This window comes from Thiomicrorhabdus xiamenensis, assembly GCF_013282625.1.
In the GTDB taxonomy this organism is placed as follows: domain Bacteria; phylum Pseudomonadota; class Gammaproteobacteria; order Thiomicrospirales; family Thiomicrospiraceae; genus Thiomicrorhabdus; species Thiomicrorhabdus xiamenensis.
Genome location: NZ_CP054020.1, coordinates 1 through 24,717, shown reverse-complemented (window position 1 = coordinate 24,717; position 24,717 = coordinate 1). Strand labels below are relative to the sequence as shown.

Annotated in this window: 22 protein-coding genes; 5 read left to right on the top strand and 17 right to left on the bottom strand. The window is 49.9% G+C overall.

Features of this window, described 5'->3' with window-relative positions; genetic code table 11:
- Positions 1-71: 71 nt before the first annotated feature.
- Together HQN79_RS00110 and polA are read right to left on the bottom strand one after the other, a co-directional pair.
- Positions 72-794: a hypothetical protein gene (locus tag HQN79_RS00110; RefSeq protein ID WP_173283674.1), complete on the bottom strand. Its 723-nt coding sequence runs from the start codon at positions 792-794 to the stop codon at positions 72-74.
- 199 nt (positions 795-993) lie between these two features.
- Positions 994-3,804, bottom strand: coding sequence for a DNA polymerase I (gene polA / locus HQN79_RS00105; protein ID WP_173283673.1), 2,811 nt, complete (start codon positions 3,802-3,804; stop codon positions 994-996).
- Positions 3,805-3,865: 61 nt separating this feature from the next.
- Between polA and HQN79_RS00100 the strand changes: the two genes are divergently transcribed.
- Positions 3,866-4,816, top strand: a complete 951-nt coding sequence (locus tag HQN79_RS00100; RefSeq protein WP_173283672.1) for a homoserine kinase — start codon at positions 3,866-3,868, stop codon at positions 4,814-4,816.
- Positions 4,817-4,822: 6 nt separating this feature from the next.
- Positions 4,823-5,371, top strand: a complete 549-nt coding sequence (gene tsaC, locus HQN79_RS00095) for an L-threonylcarbamoyladenylate synthase type 1 TsaC (RefSeq protein ID WP_173283671.1) — start codon at positions 4,823-4,825, stop codon at positions 5,369-5,371.
- A 9-nt stretch (positions 5,372-5,380) separates the two neighbouring features.
- On the opposite strand, the gene HQN79_RS00090 is transcribed toward tsaC, so the two are convergent.
- Together HQN79_RS00090 and HQN79_RS00085 are read right to left on the bottom strand one after the other, a co-directional pair.
- Positions 5,381-6,217, bottom strand: a complete 837-nt coding sequence (locus HQN79_RS00090) for a M48 family metallopeptidase (RefSeq protein ID WP_173283670.1) — start codon at positions 6,215-6,217, stop codon at positions 5,381-5,383.
- Positions 6,214-6,999 carry a DUF4197 domain-containing protein gene (locus HQN79_RS00085; RefSeq protein WP_173283669.1) on the bottom strand — a complete coding sequence of 262 codons (786 nt, stop codon included), beginning with the start codon at positions 6,997-6,999 and terminating at the stop codon, positions 6,214-6,216. Before HQN79_RS00085 ends, HQN79_RS00090 begins: the two co-directional genes overlap by 4 nt.
- Before the next feature lie 161 nt (positions 7,000-7,160).
- Between HQN79_RS00085 and hemF the strand changes: the two genes are divergently transcribed.
- The 3 genes from hemF (at position 7,161) to HQN79_RS00070 (ending at position 9,429) form a co-directional block, all read left to right on the top strand.
- Positions 7,161-8,105 (top strand): oxygen-dependent coproporphyrinogen oxidase, encoded by a 945-nt coding sequence (gene hemF / locus HQN79_RS00080; protein WP_173283668.1) that lies wholly within the window; start codon positions 7,161-7,163, stop codon positions 8,103-8,105.
- 141 nt (positions 8,106-8,246) lie between these two features.
- The gene (locus HQN79_RS00075; RefSeq protein WP_173283667.1) at positions 8,247-8,615 is read left to right on the top strand and encodes an RNA-binding S4 domain-containing protein; all 369 of its coding nucleotides are present in this window, start codon (positions 8,247-8,249) and stop codon (positions 8,613-8,615) included.
- A gap of 97 nt (positions 8,616-8,712) precedes the next feature.
- Complete coding sequence (locus HQN79_RS00070; RefSeq protein ID WP_173283666.1) at positions 8,713-9,429, top strand: hypothetical protein; 717 nt, start codon at positions 8,713-8,715, stop codon at positions 9,427-9,429.
- Between the two features lie 78 nt (positions 9,430-9,507).
- Here HQN79_RS00070 and HQN79_RS00065 read toward each other — a convergent pair whose 3' ends face one another.
- The 13 genes from HQN79_RS00065 to dnaA form a co-directional block, all read right to left on the bottom strand.
- A complete protein-coding gene (locus tag HQN79_RS00065; RefSeq protein WP_173283665.1) occupies positions 9,508-9,837 on the bottom strand; it encodes a Na+/H+ antiporter subunit G in 330 nt (109 codons plus the stop codon).
- Between the two features lie 12 nt (positions 9,838-9,849).
- Positions 9,850-10,119 carry a K+/H+ antiporter subunit F gene (locus HQN79_RS00060; protein ID WP_173283664.1) on the bottom strand — a complete coding sequence of 90 codons (270 nt, stop codon included), beginning with the start codon at positions 10,117-10,119 and terminating at the stop codon, positions 9,850-9,852.
- Positions 10,107-10,616 carry a Na+/H+ antiporter subunit E gene (locus tag HQN79_RS00055; RefSeq protein ID WP_173283663.1) on the bottom strand — a complete coding sequence of 170 codons (510 nt, stop codon included), beginning with the start codon at positions 10,614-10,616 and terminating at the stop codon, positions 10,107-10,109. Before HQN79_RS00055 ends, HQN79_RS00060 begins: the two co-directional genes overlap by 13 nt.
- Positions 10,613-12,178 (bottom strand): monovalent cation/H+ antiporter subunit D, encoded by a 1,566-nt coding sequence (locus HQN79_RS00050; RefSeq protein WP_173283662.1) that lies wholly within the window; start codon positions 12,176-12,178, stop codon positions 10,613-10,615. Before HQN79_RS00050 ends, HQN79_RS00055 begins: the two co-directional genes overlap by 4 nt.
- Positions 12,175-12,591, bottom strand: a complete 417-nt coding sequence (locus HQN79_RS00045; protein ID WP_173283661.1) for a Na+/H+ antiporter subunit C — start codon at positions 12,589-12,591, stop codon at positions 12,175-12,177. The genes HQN79_RS00050 and HQN79_RS00045 overlap by 4 nt, the downstream gene beginning before the upstream one ends.
- Positions 12,591-15,386, bottom strand: coding sequence for a monovalent cation/H+ antiporter subunit A (locus tag HQN79_RS00040; RefSeq protein WP_173283660.1), 2,796 nt, complete (start codon positions 15,384-15,386; stop codon positions 12,591-12,593). Before HQN79_RS00040 ends, HQN79_RS00045 begins: the two co-directional genes overlap by 1 nt.
- A 275-nt stretch (positions 15,387-15,661) precedes the next feature.
- Positions 15,662-16,603 carry a phosphoribulokinase gene (locus HQN79_RS00035; protein ID WP_173283658.1) on the bottom strand — a complete coding sequence of 314 codons (942 nt, stop codon included), beginning with the start codon at positions 16,601-16,603 and terminating at the stop codon, positions 15,662-15,664.
- 184 nt (positions 16,604-16,787) lie between these two features.
- On the bottom strand, positions 16,788-19,220 hold the full coding sequence (gene gyrB, locus HQN79_RS00030; protein WP_173283656.1) for a DNA topoisomerase (ATP-hydrolyzing) subunit B: 2,433 nt from the start codon (positions 19,218-19,220) through the stop codon (positions 16,788-16,790).
- A 212-nt stretch (positions 19,221-19,432) separates the two neighbouring features.
- Positions 19,433-19,792, bottom strand: coding sequence for a DUF4870 family protein (locus HQN79_RS00025; protein WP_173283654.1), 360 nt, complete (start codon positions 19,790-19,792; stop codon positions 19,433-19,435).
- Positions 19,793-19,925: 133 nt separating this feature from the next.
- Positions 19,926-21,026, bottom strand: a complete 1,101-nt coding sequence (recF, locus tag HQN79_RS00020; protein ID WP_173283652.1) for a DNA replication/repair protein RecF — start codon at positions 21,024-21,026, stop codon at positions 19,926-19,928.
- Positions 21,027-21,032: 6 nt separating this feature from the next.
- Positions 21,033-21,926, bottom strand: coding sequence for a cation diffusion facilitator family transporter (locus HQN79_RS00015; RefSeq protein ID WP_173283650.1), 894 nt, complete (start codon positions 21,924-21,926; stop codon positions 21,033-21,035).
- Between the two features lie 154 nt (positions 21,927-22,080).
- Entirely contained in the window at positions 22,081-23,190 is a 1,110-nt protein-coding gene (dnaN, locus tag HQN79_RS00010; RefSeq protein WP_173283648.1) for a DNA polymerase III subunit beta, read from the bottom strand.
- 29 nt (positions 23,191-23,219) lie between these two features.
- Complete coding sequence (gene dnaA / locus HQN79_RS00005) at positions 23,220-24,596, bottom strand: chromosomal replication initiator protein DnaA (protein WP_173283646.1); 1,377 nt, start codon at positions 24,594-24,596, stop codon at positions 23,220-23,222.
- Positions 24,597-24,717 lie beyond the last annotated feature (121 nt).

The following is a 24,717-nucleotide window of genomic DNA, read 5'->3' as shown; positions in this document are numbered from 1 at the left end:
TTGCAGGAAGTTTATAAATTGATAAAAAAAGCCGACATTAAGTCGGCTTTTTTATTGTGCATAATTTAAGTTTAGAAGCGGTAACCGGCTTTCAGGATAAAGTTATTGTTATCACCGACCTGATCGTAACCGACCAGAACGTCGAAAGCGAATAGGTTGATGTTCAAACCGGCCGAGACTTTAACCAGCGTCGGTTTTTCTTCTTTCAAGTCGGTATTTAGCGTCGGATCGACAATCGAAGAAACCATTCCGATATTGGCGTAAGGCGTAAAGTTTGCGAATCCTTTAGAGACGCCCAGATCGACACCGAAAGATTGGTAATCCAGAGCATCCATACCGGAGGCCTTAGTGTATTGTCCGCCTACCGACAGGCTAGGGTGCAAAGTTCCGCCCTCAACGATCGCATAGCGCAATTCACCGCTAATGGTCGAAGCGTCGCTGTCGGTCAGCATATTGTATTGCAGTCCGAGGTCAAAGCCGCCCGGAAGACCTTTTTGCGCGTGTACGCTGAGGATATTAACGCGGTGGTTGTTATCCGGCGACTGGGAATTCAATTTGAACTGCGATTCCGAAGAAATTGCACCGATCCCGATATCAAAACCCAGGACGCCAAGCGGTTCGCCCGGCAGCATGGTTTTATAGGCAAAAACATTCGTCACGCTTTCCGCAAAGTTGGAAAACTCTTTTTGTGAGGTCAGAGATATGCTGTTGATGTCATTATCACCGGCAAAAGCGCTACCGCTGAAGATAGAGCTGATAAGTACAGCCGGTGTGAGAAATCTGCGAACGAACATAATGTAACCCCAAAAAATCAGTACGGAATATTTTTCTTTTTTTAACAAAGAATATCGAAATTTATAACAACGTATTATATTTTTAATTTATGGCATTAATAAAGTGAAACTTCACTGCCATAGATTTAAATCTTTTTTTGTTGCGATAAAAGTCTGTAATTATAATCTTTGATTATATTTTTTCTTTTTATCAGCCTCATCAATGGGCTTGATCCCAATTATCGCCGACCCCGGCTTCGACGACCAGAGGAACTTCCAGCGTCATAGCCGATTCCATCATGCTTATGATCTGCTGTTGCGCTTTTTCAAGGTCTTTTTCGGCGACTTCGAATACCAGTTCATCGTGCACCTGCATAATCATCTGAATATCCAGATCGCAGCTATCCAACCATTGATCGATCTGAATCATCGCGGTTTTGATGATATCCGCCGCGGTTCCCTGCATCGGTGCATTAATGGCGGTACGTTCCGCATATTGGCGTAGCTGTCCGTTACGGGAGTTGATGTCCGGAAGATACAGACGGCGTCCGGCCAGTGTTTCGACAAAACCGTGCTGTTTGGCGTTTTCTTTGGTTTTTTCCATGTAATGCAATACGCCCGGATAACGTGCAAAGTACAGATTAATGTAATCTTGGGCGATATTGCGTGCGACATTCAGTTGTTTGGCAAGACCAAAAGCTGACATGCCGTAAATCAGACCGAAATTGACAGCCTTAGCGCTGCGGCGCTGTTCGTTAGTCACTTCTTCAAGCGAGACGCCGAAAATTTCTGCTGCAGTCGCTCGGTGAATGTCCTTGCCGTGGGCAAAGGCATCAAGAAGCCCCTGGTCACCGGAAAGGTGGGCCATAATTCTCAGTTCGATCTGCGAGTAGTCGGCAGCCATTAGCTTGTAGCCCGGTCTGGCGATAAAGGCTTGACGGATACGGCGGCCTTCGGCACTGCGAACCGGAATATTCTGCAAGTTCGGCTCGGTGGATGAGAGGCGGCCGGTAGAGGCGACTGCCTGCTGATAGGAGGTATGGATTCGTCCTGTATCCGGGTTGATCTGTTTCGGCAGAGAATCGGTATAGGTCGATTTCAATTTTGCCAGACTGCGGTATTCCAAAATCAGATTCGGCATTTCATGCCCCTGTTCGGCCAGTTCGACCAATACCGGCTCCGCTGTAGAAGGGGCGCCTTTCGGGGTTTTTTTGATAATTGGCAACTCCTGATTTTCGAACAGGATGGTTTGCAGCTGTTTGGAGGAATTCAGATTGAATTTCTCGCCGGCAAGCAGGTGCGCTTTCTGTTCAAGGTCATCGAGTTTTTCCGACAATTCCTGGCTCTGTTTGGCAAGCATATCGGTATCGACCAGTACGCCGTTATATTCGATCTTGGCCAATACTGGCATTAGCGGCATTTCAATTTCGCTGAAAACCTTCTGCAAGTCCGCTTCCTGCTGCAGTTGCGGCCATAAAGCCTGATGCAGTTGTAGCGTGATTTCGGCATCTTCGGCGGCGTATTCCGCAGCCTTATCGATTTCGATCTGATTGAAAGTGAGCTGTTTTTTACCTTTACCGGCCAGTTCTTCAAAATGGATCGTACGGCGGCTTAGGTATTTAAGCGCCAGATCATCCATATTGTGACGGGTAGCAACACTGTTTAAGGTGTAGGACTCAAGCATGGTATCGAAACGCATACCGCGCATTTCAATAGAATGATTTTTCAGAACATGCCAGTCGTATTTTAAGTTTTGACCAACTTTAGCGATTTTCTCGTCTTCAAGAATAGGTTTCAAAGCATTTAATGCTTTTTCTCGACTAATTTGCTCAGGGGCACCTTTGTAATCATGTGCCAGAGGGATATAACAGGCGTGGATTTTCTCTTTGCGTTGAACCGCCAGACAGATACCGACGACTTCGGCACGCATCTGATTCAAAGAGGTAGTTTCGGTATCGATGGCGAACAGATCGGCTTCCTGAATCCATTCTAGCCATTGCGTGAATTCTTCTTCGCTAAAGACGGTTTGGTAGGGCTCTGCCGAGACTGTGCTGTTCGTTGTTGGTTGCTGCTCTGTTTGTGGCTGCGCCGATTTCTTCTGTAGAGTCTGGCTATGCGCTTTAGCGCCGTTATTCTGAGTAAACGGCATCTCGCCTTTAACGACCTGACCGAGCCAGGTGCGAAGTTCATATTCGGCAAACAGTTCTTTGAGTTTGTCCATATCCGGAGCGTGGCGATTAATATCCGCAAGCCCTATCGGAAGTTCGCAATCGAGTTTAATGGTGGTTAACTGTCGCGAAAGTTCGAGTTGTTCGAGGTTATTGCGTAGATTTTCGCCGATCTTTCCTGAAATCATTGGCGCATTGGCAATCAGATTATCGATATTGCCGAAGGAATTGAGCCATTTAACGGCGGTTTTCGGACCGCATTTCGGAATGCCCGGAATATTGTCGGCACTGTCGCCGACCAGAGCCAGATAATCGATGATCTGATCGGCACGGACGCCGAATTTTTCCTGTACGCTTTCCGGTGTCATAAGCGTATCGTTCATGGTGTTGATAAGGGTGATATGCTCGTTGACCAGTTGCGCCAGATCTTTGTCTCCGGTCGAGATCAGGGTATCATGTTTGGCTTCGGTCGCCTGGCGCGCCAAAGTCCCCATAACGTCATCCGCTTCGACGCCGTCGATCACCAGCAGAGGTAATCCGAGCGCTTTGACGATTTCGTGAATCGGCTCGATCTGAGAACGCAATTCGTCCGGCATCGGCGGACGATGGGATTTATACTCTTTGTACATCTCATGTCGGAAGGTCGGGCCTTTGGCATCGAAAATGACGGCCATTTTTTCCGGCTGGTATTGCACCAGAAGTTTTCCCAGCATATTGATAACGCCGAAAATAGCTCCGGTTGCCTGACCTTTCGAATTGGAGAGGGGCGGCATGGCATGGAAAGCACGAAAAAGGTACGAAGAACCATCCACTAAAATAAAAGGGCTATTCGGATTAACCGGGAAATCATTGGAAGCAGTCATTGAAATACTCGTTATGGTAAAATTTGCCGAATCATTTTAGCGAATTACGAGATATTACTCTATGTCTGTCTATACCGTTGTGGAACAGGACGATTTAGTCGAATTTTTACAGGATTACGAAGTCGGTGAACTGGCGTCTTTTGAGGGCATCAGTGCGGGGATTGAAAATACCAATTATTTTGTCAATACCGTGAAAGACGGACAGCGCCAGCAGTTCGTTTTGACCATTTTCGAACATCACAGTTTTGACGAATTACCGTATTTTCTGAATATTATGGCTTTTATGGCCGAACATGAAATTCCGACAGCCCATCCGGTTAAATCGATTTCCAACGGTTATTTGAAAGAGTTGTTAGGTAAACCGGCCGCATTGGTCGAGCGCCTGAAAGGCGGCGGCGTAGAGATTCCGAATGAAGCACAATGTGCAGTAATGGGTGAAAATCTGGCGCGCTTCCATCTCGCAGGCAAAGACTTCAGTGATTTTCGTCCGAATGATCGCGGCCTGGACTGGATGCAGTCGACGATCAACCTGATTAACGATTTTCTGCCGAAAGATGAAAAATGTTTGATCGAGGAAGAGTTGGTCTTTCAAAAGGCGATCGACTGGGCGCATTTGCCGCAGGGCGTGATTCATGCCGATCTCTTCTGCGATAATGCGCTGTTTTCCGGAAATGAACTGTCCGGCATTATTGATCTGTATTATGCGTGTAATGCGCCTTTCCTATACGATTTGGCGGTAATGGTAAACGACTGGTGCCGTATCAATGCCGATACAGCCGAAGCGATTCGCTTTGACGAAGTAAAAGTTACCGCCATGCTGAACGCCTATCGTTCGCAGCGTCCGTTGACCGATGCCGAAGAAGCGGCCTGGCCTGCGGCATTGCGTCTGGCGGCGTTACGCTTCTTCCTTTCGCGCCTGAAAGACAAGCATATGCCTCGAGAAGGTGAGATGACTCAGATTAAAGATCCGGATGTCTTTAAGGCGGTGCTTAAACTGCATCGCGACGCATAAAGCACTATGCAGAAATTAACCCTAGAGCAGGCGGTTTCGAAGCTAAAGGCCGGCGAGGTGATCGCTTATCCGACCGAGGCGGTGTTCGGTTTGGGGTGCGATCCTTTTAATCCGCAGGCGGTTGAGAAACTGCTTCACGTGAAGCAACGCCCTCTGGAGAAGGGGGTTATTCTGATTGCTTCCGAAATCGAGCAGATTTTGCCTTTGGTAAAGCTTCAGAATGAGCCTTGGCAAGCACGGGTGGAAGCAAGCTGGCCGGGCCCGGTAACCTGGGTGCTGCCGGTTAAAAATGAATTGCCGGAATGGATTACCGGTGGGCGTGATTCAGTGGCGGTCAGAGTCTCCTCACACCCTCTGGTAGGGGCACTGTGCAATGAATTTGCCGGGCCGTTGATTTCAACCAGCGCTAATCTCAGCGGTGGCGAACCGGCGCGTTCCTGTCAGGAGATTGATCAGATTTTTTCCGGCCACGTTGACTGTCTGGACGGCGCTTTAGGGGAGCTTTCACAGCCGACGCAGATCTTTGAAGCTGTCAGTGGCCGCAGACTGCGCTGACAGTCCGCTCTAGCGGTAACGTTTTTTCGCCGAAAGGTACAGTGGATAGACTTTCTTGGCGTATTTCTGTAAATCCTGAATTCGCGTGCTGTGCGAAGGGTGGGTACTCAACAGTTCCGGTGTTTTCCCGCCTTGCGTCGCTTTATCCATTTTCTGCCACAGCGTTATTGCCGCGTAAGGGTCATAACCGCCTCTGGCGGCCAGTTCCACACCGATACGGTCCGATTCGGTTTCATGCGTCCGGCTGTTAGGCAAAGTCAGTGTTACCTGCATAGCCAGAGCGGTTAAATCCATTCCGACCTGTCCCATTCCGGTTGCGGCACCGAGAATATTCAATCCGGTATTCTGCAAAACCTGTTGCGAAGCGCGTTCGCGACCATGTTCGCGCAGGGCATGCGCCATTTCATGGCCCATAATGGCGGCGATTTCGGCATCGGTCAGATTCAGTTTTTCGATAATACCGGTATAGAAAGCGATCTTGCCGCCCGGCATGCACCAGGCATTCAGCTGATCCGACTCCAGTACATTCACTTCCCAGTTCCATCGCGGCGCATCCGCTCTGAATACAGCCGTCTGCGGTATCAGGCGGTTGGCTATTAAACGGACGCGTTGCGTCAGCTTGGCGTTGGTGTTGAGTTTGCGTTCTTTTTCCGCCTCGCCGATCACATTGCTGTAGGCTTTTTCACTGCTGGCGACCATCTGCTCTTCGGAGACCAGAAGAATCTGTTTGCGTTCGACGCCAACTTCGCCTTTTTTGGTGGTCGTCGTCCCGCATCCGGACAGTTGGCCGGCGCCGACAAAGATCGCCAGGCTGAAAAGTAAGGGTTTGCTGAGTTTTAAATTCATTGCTGGAAGACTTTTTTCAATAGTTCGGTTGTCTGTTTTACGGGATCCTGGCGAATCGCTTTCTCTTCTTCGGCCAGATAATAAAAGATGCCGTCAACGCTTTTATCCAAAACATGTTCCTGAAGGTTGGCGCTGATATTCGGTACCAGAGGGTAACTCATATATTGCGCCATCATTTTATCGTAAAGTTGAATGGCCCCGACTTCCTGCAGCTTACCGGCCACGATAGGCGCCATTTTTTCACGGATTTTATCTTCGGTTTTGCTTTTCAGATATTGTGTTGCCGAGTCCTGCCCGCCGTTGTAAATTTTCTCTACATCATTAAACGTCATCTGCTTGATGCTTTCAATAAACAGGGCTTTTGCCTGAGGAGTCGCTTCTTCTGCAGCACGGTTCAGTTTGAGTTCCAGTTCTTTGGTCAGGTTGCCGTAGCCGAAGCGGCTGAGAATCCGGTCTACATTTTGCAGACTGCTCGGCAGATTGATATGGATTTTCGGATCGAGGTTAAAACCGTCGGTCACTCCCAACTGAGACACGACATTTTCAGCGCCGATATTGAGTGCCTGACGGAAAGCTTTTTCCAATTCGGTGGATGTGAAACTTGCCGTTGTTGTTGAAGTTGATCCTTTTTCCGCGGTTTCGCTCGGTTCCGGCACTTTGGAAGCTGCCTGAGCGTCTTTAATATACTCAATTCCTTTATTCCACCAGTCGCTGCCGGCATGAGATGGCGTGCTGAAAGTGATACCGAGCGCTAAGAGTAGCATTGAGTGTTTGTACAACATGATCAACCTGCTTTGTATTGTTTTCGGTTATGAATTAAAAGCATACTGCCGAAGGGCCGAAACGGCAATAAGCAACCTTATGACAAATTATTAAGTCATTCTAAATTGCGATTGATAGAATATGGCCTTTATCGATAAGAATTAAACGAAAGGAACAGAACATGGCTGGTCAGGAAGTTGATATTGCAGCAGTTAAAGCGTATCTACTCAATCTACAGGCGGACATCTGCGCGCAATTAGCCGAAGAGGATGGCTCCATGGAGTTCATTATCGACGAGTGGCAGCGTGAAGGTGAAGAAGGCGTAATGGGACTGACCGGTGGCGGTCGTACCCGGGTTATGGAAGGTGGCGACGTGATTGAGAAAGGCGGCGTAAACTTTTCGCATGTTCACGGCAAAACCCTGCCCGCTTCGGCGACCGCTCATCGTCCTGAGCTGGCCGGTCGTTCTTTTCAGGCGCTGGGCGTCTCTTTGGTTATCCACCCGCGCAACCCTTATGTTCCGACTTCGCACGCCAATATCCGTCTGTTTGTTGCAGAAAAAGAGGGAGAAGAACCGGTGTGGTGGTTTGGCGGCGGTTACGATCTGACGCCTTATTACCCTTTCGACGAAGACTGCGTCCACTGGCATCAGGTGGCCAAAGACGCCTGCGATCCTTTCGGTGAAGAGGTTTATCCGAAATATAAACAGTGGTGCGATGACTACTTTTACCTGAAACACCGCGATGAAACCCGTGGAGTCGGTGGTCTGTTTTTCGACGACTTGAATGAAGAAACATTCGGATGGGATTTTGAGCGTTGTTTTGCGTTCCTGCGCGCCGTGGGCGACAGTTATATCAAGGCATATCGTCCGATTGTCGCTAAACGCAAAGATACCGAATACGGTGAACGTCAGAAAGATTTCCAGCTTTATCGTCGCGGGCGTTATGCCGAATTCAACCTGGCGTTCGACCGCGGTACCATTTTCGGACTGCAGACCGGTGGACGTACCGAGTCGATTCTGATGTCCATGCCACCGGAAGTGACATGGAAATATGCTTATCAACCGGAAGCGGGCAGCGAAGAAGCGCGTATCTACGACTACCTCTCTCCGCGAGATTGGGTTTAATTGTAAAATCCTCCGAAAAGCCCCGAATAGGGGCTTTTTTGTTTTTATGGCTTGTCTGTCATTTAAAAGAGGCAACAGGTTTTTTGGATAAATTTTGTATGCTTGTTTAAACTGACAATAAATACGGAATAAAAGGTCAATATGGATACATTACGCGTTGATAAGTGGTTGTGGGCGGCGCGCTTTTTCAAAACCCGTGGCGTGGCCTCAGAGGCTGTTAAAGGTGGAAAAATCGAGTTAAACGGCCATAAACCGAAACCGAGCAAAACGGTGCATGTCGGGGATAAAATGAAAATTACTCAGCCTCACCGTCAGGTAGAAATTACAGTATTGGCGCTCAGCGATAAACGGGGCAATGCAGAACATGCGCAGACGCTTTACCGGATCGACAGCGAAATTTTAAATCAGCGTAAGCCGAGTGCGGATATGGCTTTGCTTGGCTACCGAGAAAAAGGTGCCGGTCGTCCGACCAAACGCGACCGTCGCAAGATCGACAGTTTCTCCCACTAAGAGCGTGCGGTTTCAAAAAAATTTAATTTAACGCTTTTACTATTTTCTATACTTCCGTTTTTTCCTATTCGATTGAATCTAAGTACAAGGATACGTAATGAAAAAATTGCTTATTGGTGGTGTCGCTTTAAGCTTCACAGCGATCAGTTCCCAGGCTGTTCTGGCACAGGACAGTGCGACAACTCTGTCTCCAGTCGCAGTCGGGATCGGTATCGATATTATTTCCGGCCCGACGCTGGAAGTCAGCTATCCACTTAACGGCTATCTGACCCTGCGCGGAACCTTGTCGACAGGCTGGTCGATCGATGAAGATATTCAGGACAGTGATATCGATTATAACGTCGAGAGTGACGGAGCCATCAACCGACTGGCAGTGGATATCCATCCTTTTCAGAACGGTTTTTTCGTATCGGCCGGTTACGGATTGAGTGATTTCAAAATAAAACCGTCTGCTTCCTATAACAATGGCGACAGTTTTGATGTTAACGGAACAACTTATACGGTTGAATCGGCTACTGCGGGTCTGAACGGTAAATTAGACTGGGATAGCGCGCCGACGTTGAGTCTGGGTTGGGGGCACAGTCCTGAGCAGGGTTGGGGCTTTTTATTTGAAGCCGGTGCGGTCTTTACCGGTTCGGCCGGTGTAAGACTGGACGGTTACGGGACGGTAAGCACGAATGGCGGCCTGGTCACCTATGATCTTGCTGACGATAATAACAATGTTATCCGCGATGAAGAGCAAAACCTTCAGGATGAGGTGAAGGATTACGATCTGTTGCCGATTCTGCGTTTGGGTGCAACCTATCGTTTTTAAACGATCATAGCTTGCCTTAAATGCTGAAAAGCCCGCATATTGCGGGCTTTTTTGTTGTATGCGATAAGGGAAACTGCATTATTCACCGCGATAGTCACCGGTGCGTTTTACTTTTTTGGTTTTCAGGTGCAGGGCGGCCTTGGCCATTAAGTGTGCACCGACCGGGGCGGTAATAAACAGAAACAGGGTGATCAGAATCTCATGCAGACTGATGTCGCCGCTTTTCTGGCTGAAATACAGAACCGAGACCAACAGGATTGCGCCGCCGCCAAGGGTGGTCGCTTTGGTCGGCCCATGCAGACGCATATAGAAATCCGGCAGCTTAACCAGTCCAAGAGAGCCGATTAAAGTCAATACGGCGCCGGCAAGAACCAGAGCGGATAAAATTAGCTCAAAGGCGAAAGGCATAATTATTCCTCGTTATTCCATAATATCGCCGCGCAGCAGATATTTACTGAGCGCAACCGTACCGACAAAGCCCATCACCGCAATCAACAGCGCTGCTTCGAAAAACAAAGCGCTGTCCAGCAGAATACCGGCGATGACCAGCAGGCCGATGGTGTTGACGTATAAGGTATCCAGAGCCAGAATCCGATCCGGTGCGCTTGGCCCGGCGTATAAACGGAAAAAACTCATTATCAGGGCGATGGATACCAGCAGCAGAGCGATTTTCAGACTTATTTCGAGCATGATTCAAACACCTCTTTCAGTGGGCGCTCGTAGCGCTCTTTAATTTCGTCAATGATAGCCTGAGGCTCTTTGGCGTCCAGTGCGTGTACCAGAAGCGTTTTACGATCTGTACTGAGGTCGCAGCTGACGGTTCCCGGAGTCAGTGAAATGGTGTTGGCGAGGATTCCGATCGCCAAGGGGCTGTCCAGTTCAAGAGGGATGGCTAGGAAAGACGGTTGCAAATGATCACGTTTGCCGACAATCAGACGTGCCACGATCAGGTTTGCGACCAGTATGTCCCACAATACCACCAGTATGAATTTAAACAGAGTCTTAGGCTTGCTCAGACACAGTGTTTCCGGCCAGAAACCACGTGTCAGAAGAGGAATCACCAGTGCGAGAATCGCACCGAGAAGCATATGTCCGGCAGAAAGGGTGTTATTTAACAACAACCATATCAGCCATAAACTGAGACTCAAGAACGGATGTGGCAGCCAGCTTGATCGGGTCTTATTCATTCCACTAGCTCCTTATGTGTATTCTCCACCGGCGTAAATTGCAGTACATTTTGCAGATATATCTGCGGCTGATTAAGCTGCTGAGCGATCGAATCGGTGACATTGTAAATCGGCTGAGCAAACAGTACCAGAATCGCGCCGACTGAAAGCAGGCCGATAATCGAACCGCAGCCTTGCATATTGATCTTGCCGGTGTTGTTTTGCTGGGTGTTATCGGGCGCATGGCTCTCTTCCTGAGGCAGGATATTGTAGAACAGCAGCGAACCGCTACGCGCCAGCGCGATAATAATCAGCAGGCTGGAGGTTAGAACCACGCCGAGAATCCACCAGAAGGCCGGATGATCAAGCGCTGATTGAAGTATCAGAAATTTACCTAAAAAACCGGAAAGCGGCGGCATACCGCTGATTGCCAGCGCGGCAAAGATAAACACCGATCCGATTAGAATAGCGCTCGGCATGGCATGGGCTCGGACAAAAGCGTCTTCGACATGGCCGCGTCCCTGACGGATATAGTCGGCCAGAAGGAACAGGCCGCCGGCGATAAAGGTGGAGTGGATCAAATAAAACAGGGCTGCGGATAGCGCCTGTTCGGTGTTAATGCCGATAGCGACCAATAAGGTTGCGACCGAGGCCAGAACCAAATAAGCGACCTGCTGGCGCAGGTTTTTGGCAGCGATCACGCCGAAGGCTGCGAAAGCCATGCTCACCAATCCCAGCCAGAGCAGCCAATCAATATGCAATCCGGCCAGATCTCCTGCGGTATCGCCGAACAGCAGTCCGTGGACACGTAAAATCGCATAAATACCGACTTTGGTCATAATGGCGAACAGTGCTGCGACGGGGGCGGAAGTGTTGGCATAGGCCTGCGGCAACCAGAGATAAAGTGGGAACATGGCGGCTTTAACGCCAAAAACGACAAACAGCATTAAACCGGCTGTTGCGACTACACCCTGTTCGCTGGCCGGAAGCAGGGCAATTTTCTGTGCCAGATCGGCCATATTCAAGGTTCCGAGAATGCCGTACAGTGCGCCGACCGCAAACAGAAACAGGGTCGATCCGATCAGGTTGATGGCGACATAATGCAGACCGGCACGCGTTTTCAGACGACCGCCTCCGTGCAGCAGTAGCCCGTAGGAGGCTAACAGTAAGACTTCAAAGAAAACGAACAGGTTGAACAAATCGCCGGTCAGGAAGGCACCGTTAATCCCGAACAGCTGGATTTGGAACAGCACATGGAAGTGCGCACCTTCTTTATCCGTATTCTGGCGAATCGCGAACCATAGTGCCGCAGCGGCCAGAAGTGAGGTAATCAAGACCATAAAAGCGGATAACTGATCCAGTACCAGAACGATCCCGAAAGGTGCTTTCCAGTTCCCTAAAGCATAGATCTGCGGAGGGTTCTGTAATGCACTCTGCATCACATACAGGCTGGCGGCGACCAGAATAGTCGTGGCCGTTATCGCCAGTGTTCTCTGAAGTTTGATGCCGCCCGGTTTTGCCAGCAGTATCAGAATCCCCGCAATCAGAGGCAGAATGAGTGGCAGAAAAGGAGTGTGGGTCATCTTCTTTTGTCTCGTTTAGTGAATTTTTTTCGGTTTGAACTGTGTCTGGTTTTAGGTTTTTCCGCGCTTTCGTCAACTTCGTCCGCGGCCAGATGCAGTCCGTCGACATGATCGTTACCGAGCTCTGCACGCGCTTTCAAAGCGAGAACAATCAGGAAAGCGGTCATACCGAAAGCGATGACAATTGCGGTCAGAACCAGTGCCTGAGGCAATGGATCCGTATAACCGCCCTGTTGCGGGTCAATCACCGAAGGCAGGCCGATCTGCAGGCGACCCATTGAAAACAGGAACAGGTTAACCGCATAAGCCAGAAGGGTTAATCCGAGAACCACAGGAAAGGTACGCGCCCGCAAGGTGAGAAAAACTCCCGCAGCGGTCATGACTGAGATGCTTAATGCCAGCAGAATTTCCATTACACACCCTCCGGATTTTCAGGTTTATGGCTCAATTGTCCCAGTTGAACCAGACTGATGACGCTTGAACCGACTACGACCAGGAAGACCCCCAGATCAAAGGCTATGGCGCTGGCGAGTTCGAAATCACCAACCACCGGCCAGTGGATATGACTGAAAGCGGAAGTCAGGAACGGATAACCGACCAGCATTGCCGCAAGCCCTGTCGTGGTGGCGATCAGCAGACCGAAGCCGATGACCATATGCATATCGACACGAAGCCTTGATTGCGTCCATTCAATGCCGTTGGAGAGATAGACGACGATCAGTGCTACCGAAGCAATCAGACCGGCGATAAAACCACCGCCGGGGAGGTTATGTCCGCGCAGGAAGATAAAGACCGCAACCAGCAGCATCAGAGGCAGCATCAGGCGGCTGAATGTCTGCAGTATGACCGGGTGGGCGTCGGCATTAAGTCTGAAGCGGCTGTGCGGGTTAATGTTCAGTCCTTGCAGCATGGCGTAAATCCCCAGACCGGCCAGTGCCAGTACGATAATTTCACCCAGAGTATCGAAACCACGGAAATCGACCAGAATGACGTTGACCACATTGGTTCCGCCACCGCCCGGTACGCTATTGGCCAGGAAGTATTCGGAAATACTGCTGAAGTCTCGACTGAGAACCATCAGGGTAAACAGAAAGACGCCGATACCGGAAGCGATCGCCAGCAGAGCGTCTCGGCCAAGACGAGACATACCGGTTTCTTTCGGTGTGGTTTGCGGCAGGAAGTACAGAGCCAGCAGTAACAGGACAATGGTAACCACTTCAACCGACAGCTGGGTAAGCGCCAGATCGGGGGCGGAAAATTTCACAAATACCAGCGAGGTAATCAGGCCGACAACGCCGATGACAATCAGACTCTGCAGTCGCTGGCGGTGCCAGGCCAGCGTTAAGATACTGGCGACGATAATGACTGCTGCGGCAATGATACTGACCGGTTCCATCGGCAATAGGGTTCTGTCTCCCAGAAGTGGACTGTTAAAACTGATAAATCCGGAAGCGGAAATCACCAGAGTCGCAAACAGCGTCCAGGCGGCGGCATTTTGCAGTGAACCTTTGTCAAAACGGGCGCTGAGCCATTCCGAGAAGCGGATTACCGCCGCCAGAATCTTCTGGAAATACTGTTTGGCGTTAATGTGCTCATGGCGCTCATAGTTGGCGATTAATGGTTTGCGGCGGAAATACACCAGCGCACCGACACCGAGAGCGATAGCGCTCATAATCAGCGGCAGGTTAACCCCGTGCCAGAGCGCCAGACTGTATTCCGGAGGCGTAGATTGCAAACTTGCGGTTACCGCGATATCGAGGATCGGTGCGACCGTATACATCGGCAGAATCCCGACCGCGAGACAGACGATTACCAGCAGATCGACCGGGATTTTCATAAAGCGAGGCGGTTCATGCGGTGTACGAGGCAGGTCAATCGGTTCGCCATTGAAGAAGACGTCATGCACAAAGCGCAGCGAGTAAGCGACCGAGAAAACGCCTGCGATGGTCACCAGTACCGGAATGATCCACGCGAAGCTGTTCCCCTGCGAGAAAGAAACCGCTTCGGCAAAGAACATCTCTTTACTGAGGAAGCCGTTCAATAGCGGTACACCAGCCATGGCCAGCGAAGCGATAATCGCCAGGGCGGCGGTATGCGGCATATATTTCAGCAGGCCGTTGAGTTTGCGCATATCGCGGCTGCCGGTTTCATGGTCGATAATCCCCGCCACCATAAACAGCGATGCTTTGAAGGTCGCATGGTTGATAATGTGGAAGATCGCCGCCACCGTCGCAAACTGGCTACTGAAGCCGAACAGCAGGGTAATCAGCCCCAGATGACTGATGGTCGAGTAGGCAAGCAGTCCTTTCAAATCATGTTTGAAGAGAGCGGTATAGGCACCGATCAGCAGCGTCGCCATACCGGCGCCGCCGACCAGCCACATCCACGCATCGGTTCCGGACAGAGCCGGGAAGAAGCGGGCCAGCAGGAAAATCCCTGCCTTAACCATGGTGGCCGAGTGCAGGTACGCTGATACCGGTGTCGGTGCTGCCATGGCATGCGGCAGCCAGAAATGAAACGGGAACTGGGCCGATTTGGTAAAGACTGCAAGCAGAATCAGAATCAGAGTGGGTAGATAGAGTTCATGATTGCGGATCAGGTCGCCACTGGCGAGAACATCGCTTAGCTGATAGCTGCCGACGATATGCCCAAGCAGAATAACGCCACCGAGCAAAGCGAGACCGCCGGCACCGGTAATGGCCAGAGCCATACGTGCACCTTCACGCGCGTCTTTACGGTGCTGCCAGTAACTGATCAGCAGGAAGGAGGTAATGGAAGTCAGCTCCCAGAAGACCACCAGCTGGATCAGGTTTTCTGACATGACGATACCCAGCATCGAGCCCATAAACATCATCAGGTAGGCAAAGAAACGCCCCATACTGTCTTTGGCGGCCAGATACCAGCGGGCATAAATAATCACCAGCAGCCCGATAATCAGAATCAGGAACGAGAACAGCATCGCCAGCCCGTCTAAACGGAAAGCGAACTGCAATCCGGCTTGGTGCAGCCAGTTCCAGCTCTGGATGATGGTTTCGCCGCCAAAAACGGCTGCCGCTGCCGGTATAAGCAGAGCTAAACTGATGATAGTGGCGATTCCACTTACCCAGGCGGCGGCAAGACGGTTAAATTTCGCGGAATAAGCCGCGGCTGCCGCTGCGATAAAAGGCAGCAGGACAACAATAGGAAGGTTGAACGCCAGAAGATTCATGCAAGTCGCACCCAGATTAAAATATTTAATAAGTGCCTAAGGCTATCAAAAGTTCGGAGTAAGTCAATATTTCGCATCCCGAAACGCTTGTCAATTCGGCTTTTGATGGGGCAGGCAGAGCTGTTTGTTTACTGTTCGAACTATTTTATCAGGCTTTATGGTTTGGAAGCCGTTAAGGAATCGAAAATCGTTCGCGATTTGTTACGTGTGTTCCGAAAAGCAAAAAGCCCGCTTAAGCGGGCTTTTTATTGGGTAAAGTTAAGTCGATGACTTAATTATTGACCCATTGCAGCAAGTGCTGCACGTTTTTTGGCGATCAGGTTCTGGATGATCGGAGTCATCATCAGGTCCATAGCGTCTACCATATACTTACCGTTACAAACCAAAGTTTCATCGTTTTGCAGGAAAGCATCTGGAATCTGTGCCTTGATCGCTTCAAGATCGATGTCTTGATGACGAACGTGGCAGATGATCAATGAATCTTCAGGAGCTGGACCCATAGGCGCATCTGGAGACATAGTTGAGAACGGATCAGATGTATCGATCAGCGGTACACGGTGGAAGTTGATGTGTGTACGGTGGAACTGAGGTACGATCGTCTCGATGTAGTCCGGCATACGCTCTAGAATGACGTCACGAACCTGCTGAACAGAATATGGACGCTCAGAAGTATCACGGTAGATTTTCTGCATCCACTCGATGTTGATAGATGGAGCAACACCGATACCAAGATCAACATACTGCGCTACATCGTGCATACCTTCTTCAGGACCGTGGTCTTTACGCTTAACCATACCGTGAAGACCTTCGTAGAATAGAACATCCGTTCCTTCAGGAATCGGCTCCCAAGGAGTGAACTCACCAGAAGAGAAGTTAGTGCCTAGACGAGCGTTGTGCTCAGCCGCTTCTTCGTCAGAGTGGATGTAGTAACGACGTTTACCGGTTGCGCTTTCTTTGTACTCTTTGAAAAGTGCTTCTAGCTCAGCGAATTCGTTAGCTTTTTCAGAGAAGTGAGTTAGAACAGGACCACCGTTCGCTTTAGACTCGGCAACTTTCTCTTTCATTTCTGCGCGGTTGTACTTGTGGTAGCTGTCACCTTCAACGATAGCTACGTTTAGGTTTTCGCGGTCAAAGATTTTTTCTACAGCGCGTTTAACGAAAGAAGTACCGGCACCAGATGATCCAGTAACCGTAACAATTGGATGTTCTACTGACATAAATGTCTCCTAATTTATCAAAATCATTTCCAAAATCAGGTTTGGAAACGAGGCTTTTTCACTTTTTAATTTCTTATAGCTTTAGACTAATGGCGGATATTAGAAACTAAATGCCTCGTATTTTCAAAAAAATAATTCTATTTTTAATGGTTTAGCTGGCTTATTAAGGTTTAATGAAACTCCATTAAACATCCAGATTTTCGACCTGTAATGCGTTGGATTCGATGAAATCACGACGTGGTTCCACCTCATCCCCCATCAGGGTTGTGAAGATCTGATCGGCCATCATGGCATCACGAATCGTGACCTGCATCAGGCGGCGCGCTTCCGGATTCATCGTCGTTTCCCAAAGCTGTTCCGGGTTCATTTCACCCAAACCTTTATAGCGCTGAATGTTCTGTCCGCGTTTGGCTTCGCTTAACAGCCATTCGATTGCTTCCTTGAAGCTACTGACGTTCTGCGTTTTTTCTCCGCGCTGAATAAAGGCATCGTTGCTTAGCAGTCCTTGCAGCTGTTTACCGAGTGCAACCAGCTGCTGATAATCCTTGGAAGCAAAGAAATCACTGTCGTAAACCTGAGTGCTCGGTGTACCGTGCTCACGCTGCGTCAGACGGATCTGGAACTGTGCCGAACCGCTGATGTCGCTGGCCGGCTCAACGGCCAGTTGGTAGTCAACCTTATTGATTTCGCCGTTGGCTTTCAGCTGCGGCAAGACCTGATTGACCCATGCGTTAAGCGCATCGAAATCGTTCAGCATGGCGCCATCGATTTCCGGCTGGTCAATCATCATTTCCAGCAGGGTACTGTTGTAACGACGGCTCAAACGGTTGATAACATGCGTTGTTTTAAAGTATTCCTTGGCCAGGCTTTCCAGACCGACACCGGTCACAGCCGGCGAGTTTTTGGAGACATTCAGCTGAGCACCGTCAATGGCGTTTTGCAGCAGATAGGCTTCCAACTCCAGATCGTCTTTCAGGTAGTTTTCCTGTTTACCTTTCTTCACTTTGTATAGAGGCGGCTGGGCAATGTAGATATAGCCTTTTTCGACCAGATCAGGGTACTGACGATAGAAGAAGGTCAGCAACAGGGTACGGATGTGCGATCCGTCGACATCGGCATCGGTCATGATAATAATGCGGTGATAACGCAGTTTCTCGATGTTGAATTCTTCTTCGCCGATACCGCAACCCAGTGCGGTGATCAGGGTTCCGACTTCCGCCGAGGAGAGCATTTTGTCAAAACGCGCTTTTTCGACATTAAGAATCTTACCTTTCAGCGGTAGGATCGCCTGAGTACGGCGGTCGCGGCCCTGTTTGGCGGAGCCGCCCGCGGAGTCACCCTCCACCAGATACAATTCAGAAAGCGCTGGGTCTTTTTCCTGACAGTCGGCTAGTTTTCCAGGGAGTCCGGCAATGTCCAGAGCCCCTTTACGGCGGGTCATTTCGCGTGCCTTGCGCGCCGCTTCGCGCGCGCGCGCGGCATCGACGATCTTAGCGAATACCGATTGGGCATCTTTCGGGTTTTCCAGCAGGAACTCGGCAAACTTTTCGTTCATTGCCGATTCCACCGCCCCTTTGACTTCCGAAGAAACCAGTTTGTCTTTGGTCTGCGAGGAGAATTTAGGATCCGGAACCTTAACCGAGATGACGGCCGCTAAACCTTCACGGGCATCATCGCCGGAGACGTTGATCTTATACTTTTTCGCCAAGCCTTCGGATTCGGCATAGCTGTTCAGCGTTCGGGTCAGAGAGGCGCGGAAACCGGAAAGGTGAGTTCCCCCGTCACGCTGCGGAATATTGTTGGTAAAGCAGTAGATGGATTCTTTATAGGCTTCCGACCATTGCATGGCGACCTCGACGGTAATGTCGTCCTTAACCGTCGAAAAATAGAACACTTTTTCGTGAATTGCGGTCTTATTAGTGTTCAGATAATCAACAAACGCCTTAATTCCACCCTCGAATTCAAAGATTTCATGGCGATCGTCACGCTTATCCAGCAGCTCAATATGAACGCCGGAGTTCAGGAAAGAGAGTTCGCGCAGACGCTTAAGCAGATAGTCGAAGTCGAAGTCGGTGACATTGGTGAACGTCAGTTTGCTTGGCAGGAAACGGATTTCCGTTCCGGTTTCGTCGGTATCTTCGACCGCTTCTAAAGGCGCATCCGGTACACCGTGGGTATAAGACTGTTTCCAGACTTTGCCTTCACGCTTGATGGTCAGATAGAGCTTTTCGGAAAGGGCGTTTACAACCGAAACACCAACCCCGTGCAGACCGCCGGAAACCTTATAGGAGTTATCGTCGAACTTACCACCGGCGTGCAGTACGGTCATAATGACTTCGGCGGCGGAAACCCCTTCTTCAGGGTGCAGACCGACTGGAATCCCGCGTCCGTTATCGCTGATCGATACCGAACCGTCAGTGTGAATGGTTACGACGACCTTGTCGCAATGTCCTGCCAGAGCCTCATCGATACCGTTATCGACGACCTCGAAAACCATGTGGTGCAGACCGGTTCCGTCATCGGTGTCGCCGATATACATTCCGGGGCGTTTACGAACGGCGTCAAGCCCTTTGAGTACCTTAATCGAGGAAGAGTCGTATTGCGTTTCTTGAGTCATAGAATCCAACGTCTTTATTATTATTTTCAGTGCAAAAATTATCCACTGATTTTAGCACATTTTAGGGGTGAAGGTAGCAACAAAATTCCTGCTGAAAAGGAGTGGTAAAAGGGTTTTAAATCAACGGGTTACAGGTGGCTGGAAAGAGGGTAGGGGTTTGGGGGTTTGTTTGTCGCGACAAACCCCTGTTTGGCTGCGGCTAATCGATAAATTTAGCTGCCAAAGCCCCAACTGGTCGGGTTGGGAACTTCCTGCTGTTTGCCAAGGTGTTTCAGTCCGATGGCGCAGCGCACAATCAGCCAGATCACAAACAACAATAACAGCACCCAACCGATAAGTACTGTCGTTAAGAGAACCGCTATAACGCCGTACAGCAAACCGATCCAGAAAGTTCTGATCTGAAACTGATAATGGCTTTGCAGGAAATTACTTTCGCCTTTATTGACGTAGGCCATAATGACCGCGACCAATCCGGTAAAAGGGATGACAATATTGAGCAGATAAAGGACGTAGATAATACTTGGAATGGTTGTGGAAACGGGGTTTTCCGGAGTTGGCTGTAACTCTTCCATGCAGGGCCTCTTTTGAATGATGGTTGTTTGGACACTTGTGCGGATTCAGGCGTAAATTACGTCGTTTGAATCCTGTGGAATGACTAAAGAGTATACCCTGATTGGTAGGAGATAAAAATGTATTATTCATTGCTTATATCTCCAGTTCGTTGAGTGCCCCCTGATCTATTTTCCACGCTTTGCTGGTGTTTTTATCCAAAACCGGAATCAGTCCGAGTGCGGTGCTGGTGACCAGGTGTTGAATGCCGAGCTCGCGCAGTAACTGTAGCAGTTTAAGACGGTGAAATTCATCCAACTCCGCCGGCAGGTCGTCGATCAACATAATCACCGGCTCTTCAGCGACTTGCTGGTGCAGTTTGGCTTGCGCCAGCATCAGGGCGCAGACAAAGAGTTTCTGTTGGCCGCGGGATAGGATCTGCATTGCTTCCTGTGTACCGAATTTAAAACGGATATCGGCACGGTGTGAGCCGTACTGGGTATGGCCCAGCTGAAGATCTTTGGCAAAATTCTGCTGCATCAGTTGTAACAGGTCTTCGGTCGCTTTCGGCCAGCCGGAACGGTAATGGCAATGCACGCTTTCGCTCAGTTCTGGCATCAGAGCAAGGCAGAATTCTTCAAGATAAGGCGTCAGCGCCTGAAGATAGTTGCGACGCATTTGGTCAATATGCTCGGAGGTGGCGACCAGATGTTGATCCCAGAGCTGTACCTGATCCGCCGGAAGGCGTTTCTTCAAGGCGTGATTACGCTGCTTGAGAATCCGTTTGTGTTGGCGCCAGTATTGAATAAATTCCGGAAACTGATAAAAACAGCCCCAATCCATAAATTGGCGGCGCGCTTTCGGCCCCTCTTCAAGTAAACGATGGCTCTCCGGCGTCAGTAGCTGAACCGGGATCTGCTGGGCAATTTCGCTTTGCGAGCGGACGCTCTCCCCATTCAGACGCAGGCTCATAGCACCGTTTTGGCGTTGCATTCCGATTCGGTTGATCCTTTCCGGGTGCAGACTGCTGCACACTTCGGCAAAAATGGTTGTCTCAGTTTGACTGTGCTGAATCAGGTGTTGGGCTTGCCGGGTTCGAAAAGAACGCCCGGTTGCCAGCAGCCAGATCGCTTCAATGAGGGAAGTCTTGCCTGCGGCATTGTCGCCGACAAACAAATTCAGCCCCGGGCTGAGCTGGCAGTGGATATGCGCCGCATTGCGAAAATGTTGCAGCTGCAGGCGATTAAGCTGGGTCATGGGTGTTTATTCTTTGCCCCAGGTGTGGTGGTCGTGGTCGTTTTTCAGGCTGACAGGCTCCTGATGAACTACGACATCAAGGTTTTCAAAATTCTTATGCAATCGATCCGTGACCTCTTCGGCAATATGATGCGCCTCCTGCAATGTCAGGTGGTCGTCGAGTTCGAGGTCGAATTGTACAAAACGGTTCGGTCCCGACTGATAGGTTCGCAGGTCGTTTAATCCGAGGACTTCCGGTGTCTGCAAAATGATGTCGGCAATTTGTTGTCGCATCTCTTCCGGGAGTTCTCTGTCCAGAAGTTGGTTGATGGCGTCCTTGGCAATCTGGTAGGCGCTGTGCAAAATCCAAACTGCGATCACAATGGCCAGAATCGGGTCAACCCAGTTCAGGTGGCTGAAAATCAGACTGACGATAACCAGCAGAGTCGCCAGAATATCGGAAAGATAATGTAGAGCATCGGCTGCAATGGCGGTCGAGTGCGTTTTACGAATGACGTATTTTTGGAAAGAGACCAGTGTGACGGTCAAAAACAGTGAGAGCAACATCACGCTCAGACCGATACTGACTTTTTCGACTTCGGCGTTGGTCCAGATTCGTTCTATCGAGTATAGAATAAGATAGAGCGCGGAGCCGGCGATAAAAACACTTTGCGCCAGAGCCGCCAGTGGCTCTGCTTTGCCGTGACCGAAACGATGTTCTCTATCGGCCGGTATTTGCGCGATGTAGACAGCGAGCATAATCATCAGCGAAGCGATAATATCGAATGCAGAATCAAGCAACGAAGCAAGAATACTGACCGAATCGGTCTGTACCCAGGCATAGAACTTAACAATCAGCAGAGTGATCGCGACGGATACCGAAGCAAGGGTTGCCAGTCTAACAAGTTGTGCATTGCTCATAGTTGAACCACTGCATATTGAGATTTAAAAACGAACATCATTTTATAGTAAATCTTTGGGTGAGGATAGCCGTCGGGTCAATCAGTAATGATGCGGGCAAGCGCAAATAAAAAAGGGGGCATAAGCCCCCTTTTGGATGCACTCTGTCGGCACACTACAGGCGCATCGGCATAATGACATGCTGACAACTGCAGCTGCCGGTATTGGCCGAAATCAGACAGCTGCTATTGGCGTCTTTGAACTGCAGGTTGACGCAGTCTTCGTGCATCGAATTCAACACATCCAGCAGGTAGCTGACATTAAAACCGATTTCCATTTCCGCACCGGCATAGTCGATCGCCATATCTTCATGCGACTCGTCCTGCTCGTTGTTGGAAGCGTTAACTGCCAGCAAATTCTGGCTCAGGTTAAGACGGATCCCTTTGAACTTGTCGTTCGATAGAATCGATGCACGTTGCAGCAGGCTGCGTAGCAGCTCGCGGTCGGTCTGTACGATCTGATCGTTGTCTTGCGGAATAACGCGACGGTAATCCGGGAAACGACCGTCGACCAGTTTACAGGTGAAAACCGTCGAGTCCATTTCCATGGTCAGGTAGTTTTTCGCCAGTGAAACCTGGATCAAGGTGTCTTCGTCGGTAATCAATTTGGAGATTTCCAGAACCCCTTTGCGCGGCAGGATAGCCTGAGTTGCCGGAAGGCCTTGAATCGCCAGTTCGGTAGAACAGGTCGATAAACGGTGACCGTCGGTGGCGACTACGCGCAAGGTCTGATTACTGATATCAAACAACATACCGTTCAGATAGAAGCGGACATCCTGACTTGCCATGGCAAAGCTTGAGTGAGTAATAAGCTGCTTAAGCTGATTTTGCGACAGGGAAAAGCTCAGGTCGCTTTGCGTCAGGTCGATCACGGGGAAGTTTTCCGCCGGCAGAGTGGACAGTTTAAAACGTGAACGACCGGCAGACAGATTGCATCGGGTTTCGTCGAAGTCCAGAACGATCGTCAGGCCGTCCGGCAGGGAACGTACGATATTGATTAGTTTCAAAGCCGGCAGTGTGATCGCGAAATGCTCCAGATCGCAGGATTCCAGCTCGGTCTGGGCACGGGTCTCGATTTCGGAGTCGGAAGCCGTTACCGTCAGCACATTATTATTTACCTGAAACAGCAAGTTGCTTAGGATCGGCATGGTATGCCGTTTTTCAACAACGCTGCCGACCGTTTGCAGAACTTTTAGAAGGTTTTCACGGGTAATGGTGATTTTCATGCCAATGCCTTTCTCATTCCTTGTCAGAACTAATTGGTAATTATACGAACTAAACTGTTGTAGTCATCGTCCAGTTGGTGTTCGGTTTCGCGCAGCTCTTTCACTTTACGCACTGCATGCAAAACGGTGGTATGGTCACGGCCGCCGAAGGCGTCGCCGATTTCCGGTAAGCTGTGGTTGGTCAACTCCTTGGCGATCGCCATGGCGATCTGACGCGGACGGGCAACATTGCGCGAACGGCGTTTGGAGTGCAGATCCGCGACGCGGATTTTGTAAAAGTCGGCGACCGTTTTCTGGATATTATCGAGGGTGACCATCTTCTGCTGCAGTGCCAGCAGATCTTTCAGCGCTTCTTTAACCGTCTCGACGGTAATGGCACGGCTGTTACTGAACTGAGCGTAGGCATCTACACGCTTAAGCGCGCCTTCCAGATCACGAACATTACCGCGCAGGCGCTTGGCAATAAAGAAAGCGACTTCTTCGCTCAGGGTAATATTGTATTCAGATGCCTTGCGCAGCAGGATTGCGACACGCATTTCAAATTCCGGCGGTTCGACGGCAATCGTCAGACCCCAGCCGAAACGGGACTTCAGACGGTCTTCAAGCCCTTCCACCTCTTTCGGGAAGCGGTCAGAAGTCAGAATAACCTGCTTATTGCCTTCCAGCAAGGTGTTGAACGTATGGAAAAACTCTTCCTGAGACTGCTCTTTATTGGCAAAGAACTGAATATCATCGATCAGCAGAGCGTCCAGAGAGCGGTAGAAGCGTTTGAAGTCGTCAATTTTATTGTGACGCAAAGCGTTAACCATGTCCTGAACGAAACGCTCGGAGTGCAGGTAAACGACGCGGGCATCCGGATTGTCGGCCAGAAGCTGATTACCGATGGCGTGCATCAAGTGGGTTTTACCAAGTCCGACGCCGCCATAGATAAAGAACGGGTTATAGCTGCCGCCCGGATTTTCCGCAACCTGACGCGCCGCAGCGGCGGCCAGCTGGTTGGCTTTACCCTGTACGAAGGTGTCGAAGGTAAAGTTCGTGTTCAGGTTATGCTGAATTTTCGATTTCCCGCCTTCTTTTTTGACCGGCGCCGGTTTGCTTTTCTCGGTTTTGTTTTTCAGCGGTTGAGGAACGGTTGGTTGATCGTCGTCTTCGATATCGTTCATTGCGTAATCGCCCATTTCGATCACCACCTGCGGGGTGTTGATCGGAGCAACGCGACTGACTGCCTGGCGAACATTTTCCATCAGGCGCTTATTTACCCAATCCAGAATAAAGCTGGAAGGCGCGATCAGGCGAATTGTGTCAGCCTCTTCGATTGCCCGTAGCGGCAAAATCCAGGTATGAAATTGTTGATCGTTAAGATCATCTTCAAGAATTTTAAGACTCTGAGCCCAAAGTGAAGACAATGTTAGGTTCCTTACAAGTGCAGAACGCTCAAAAACACGGAGGTGATTGAGCGGCCTTAAAGTGGTTAAGATTCGTTAAGCGGGTCGGGAGGCGGTTGTGCGATTTTCGCCGACCTGTTTT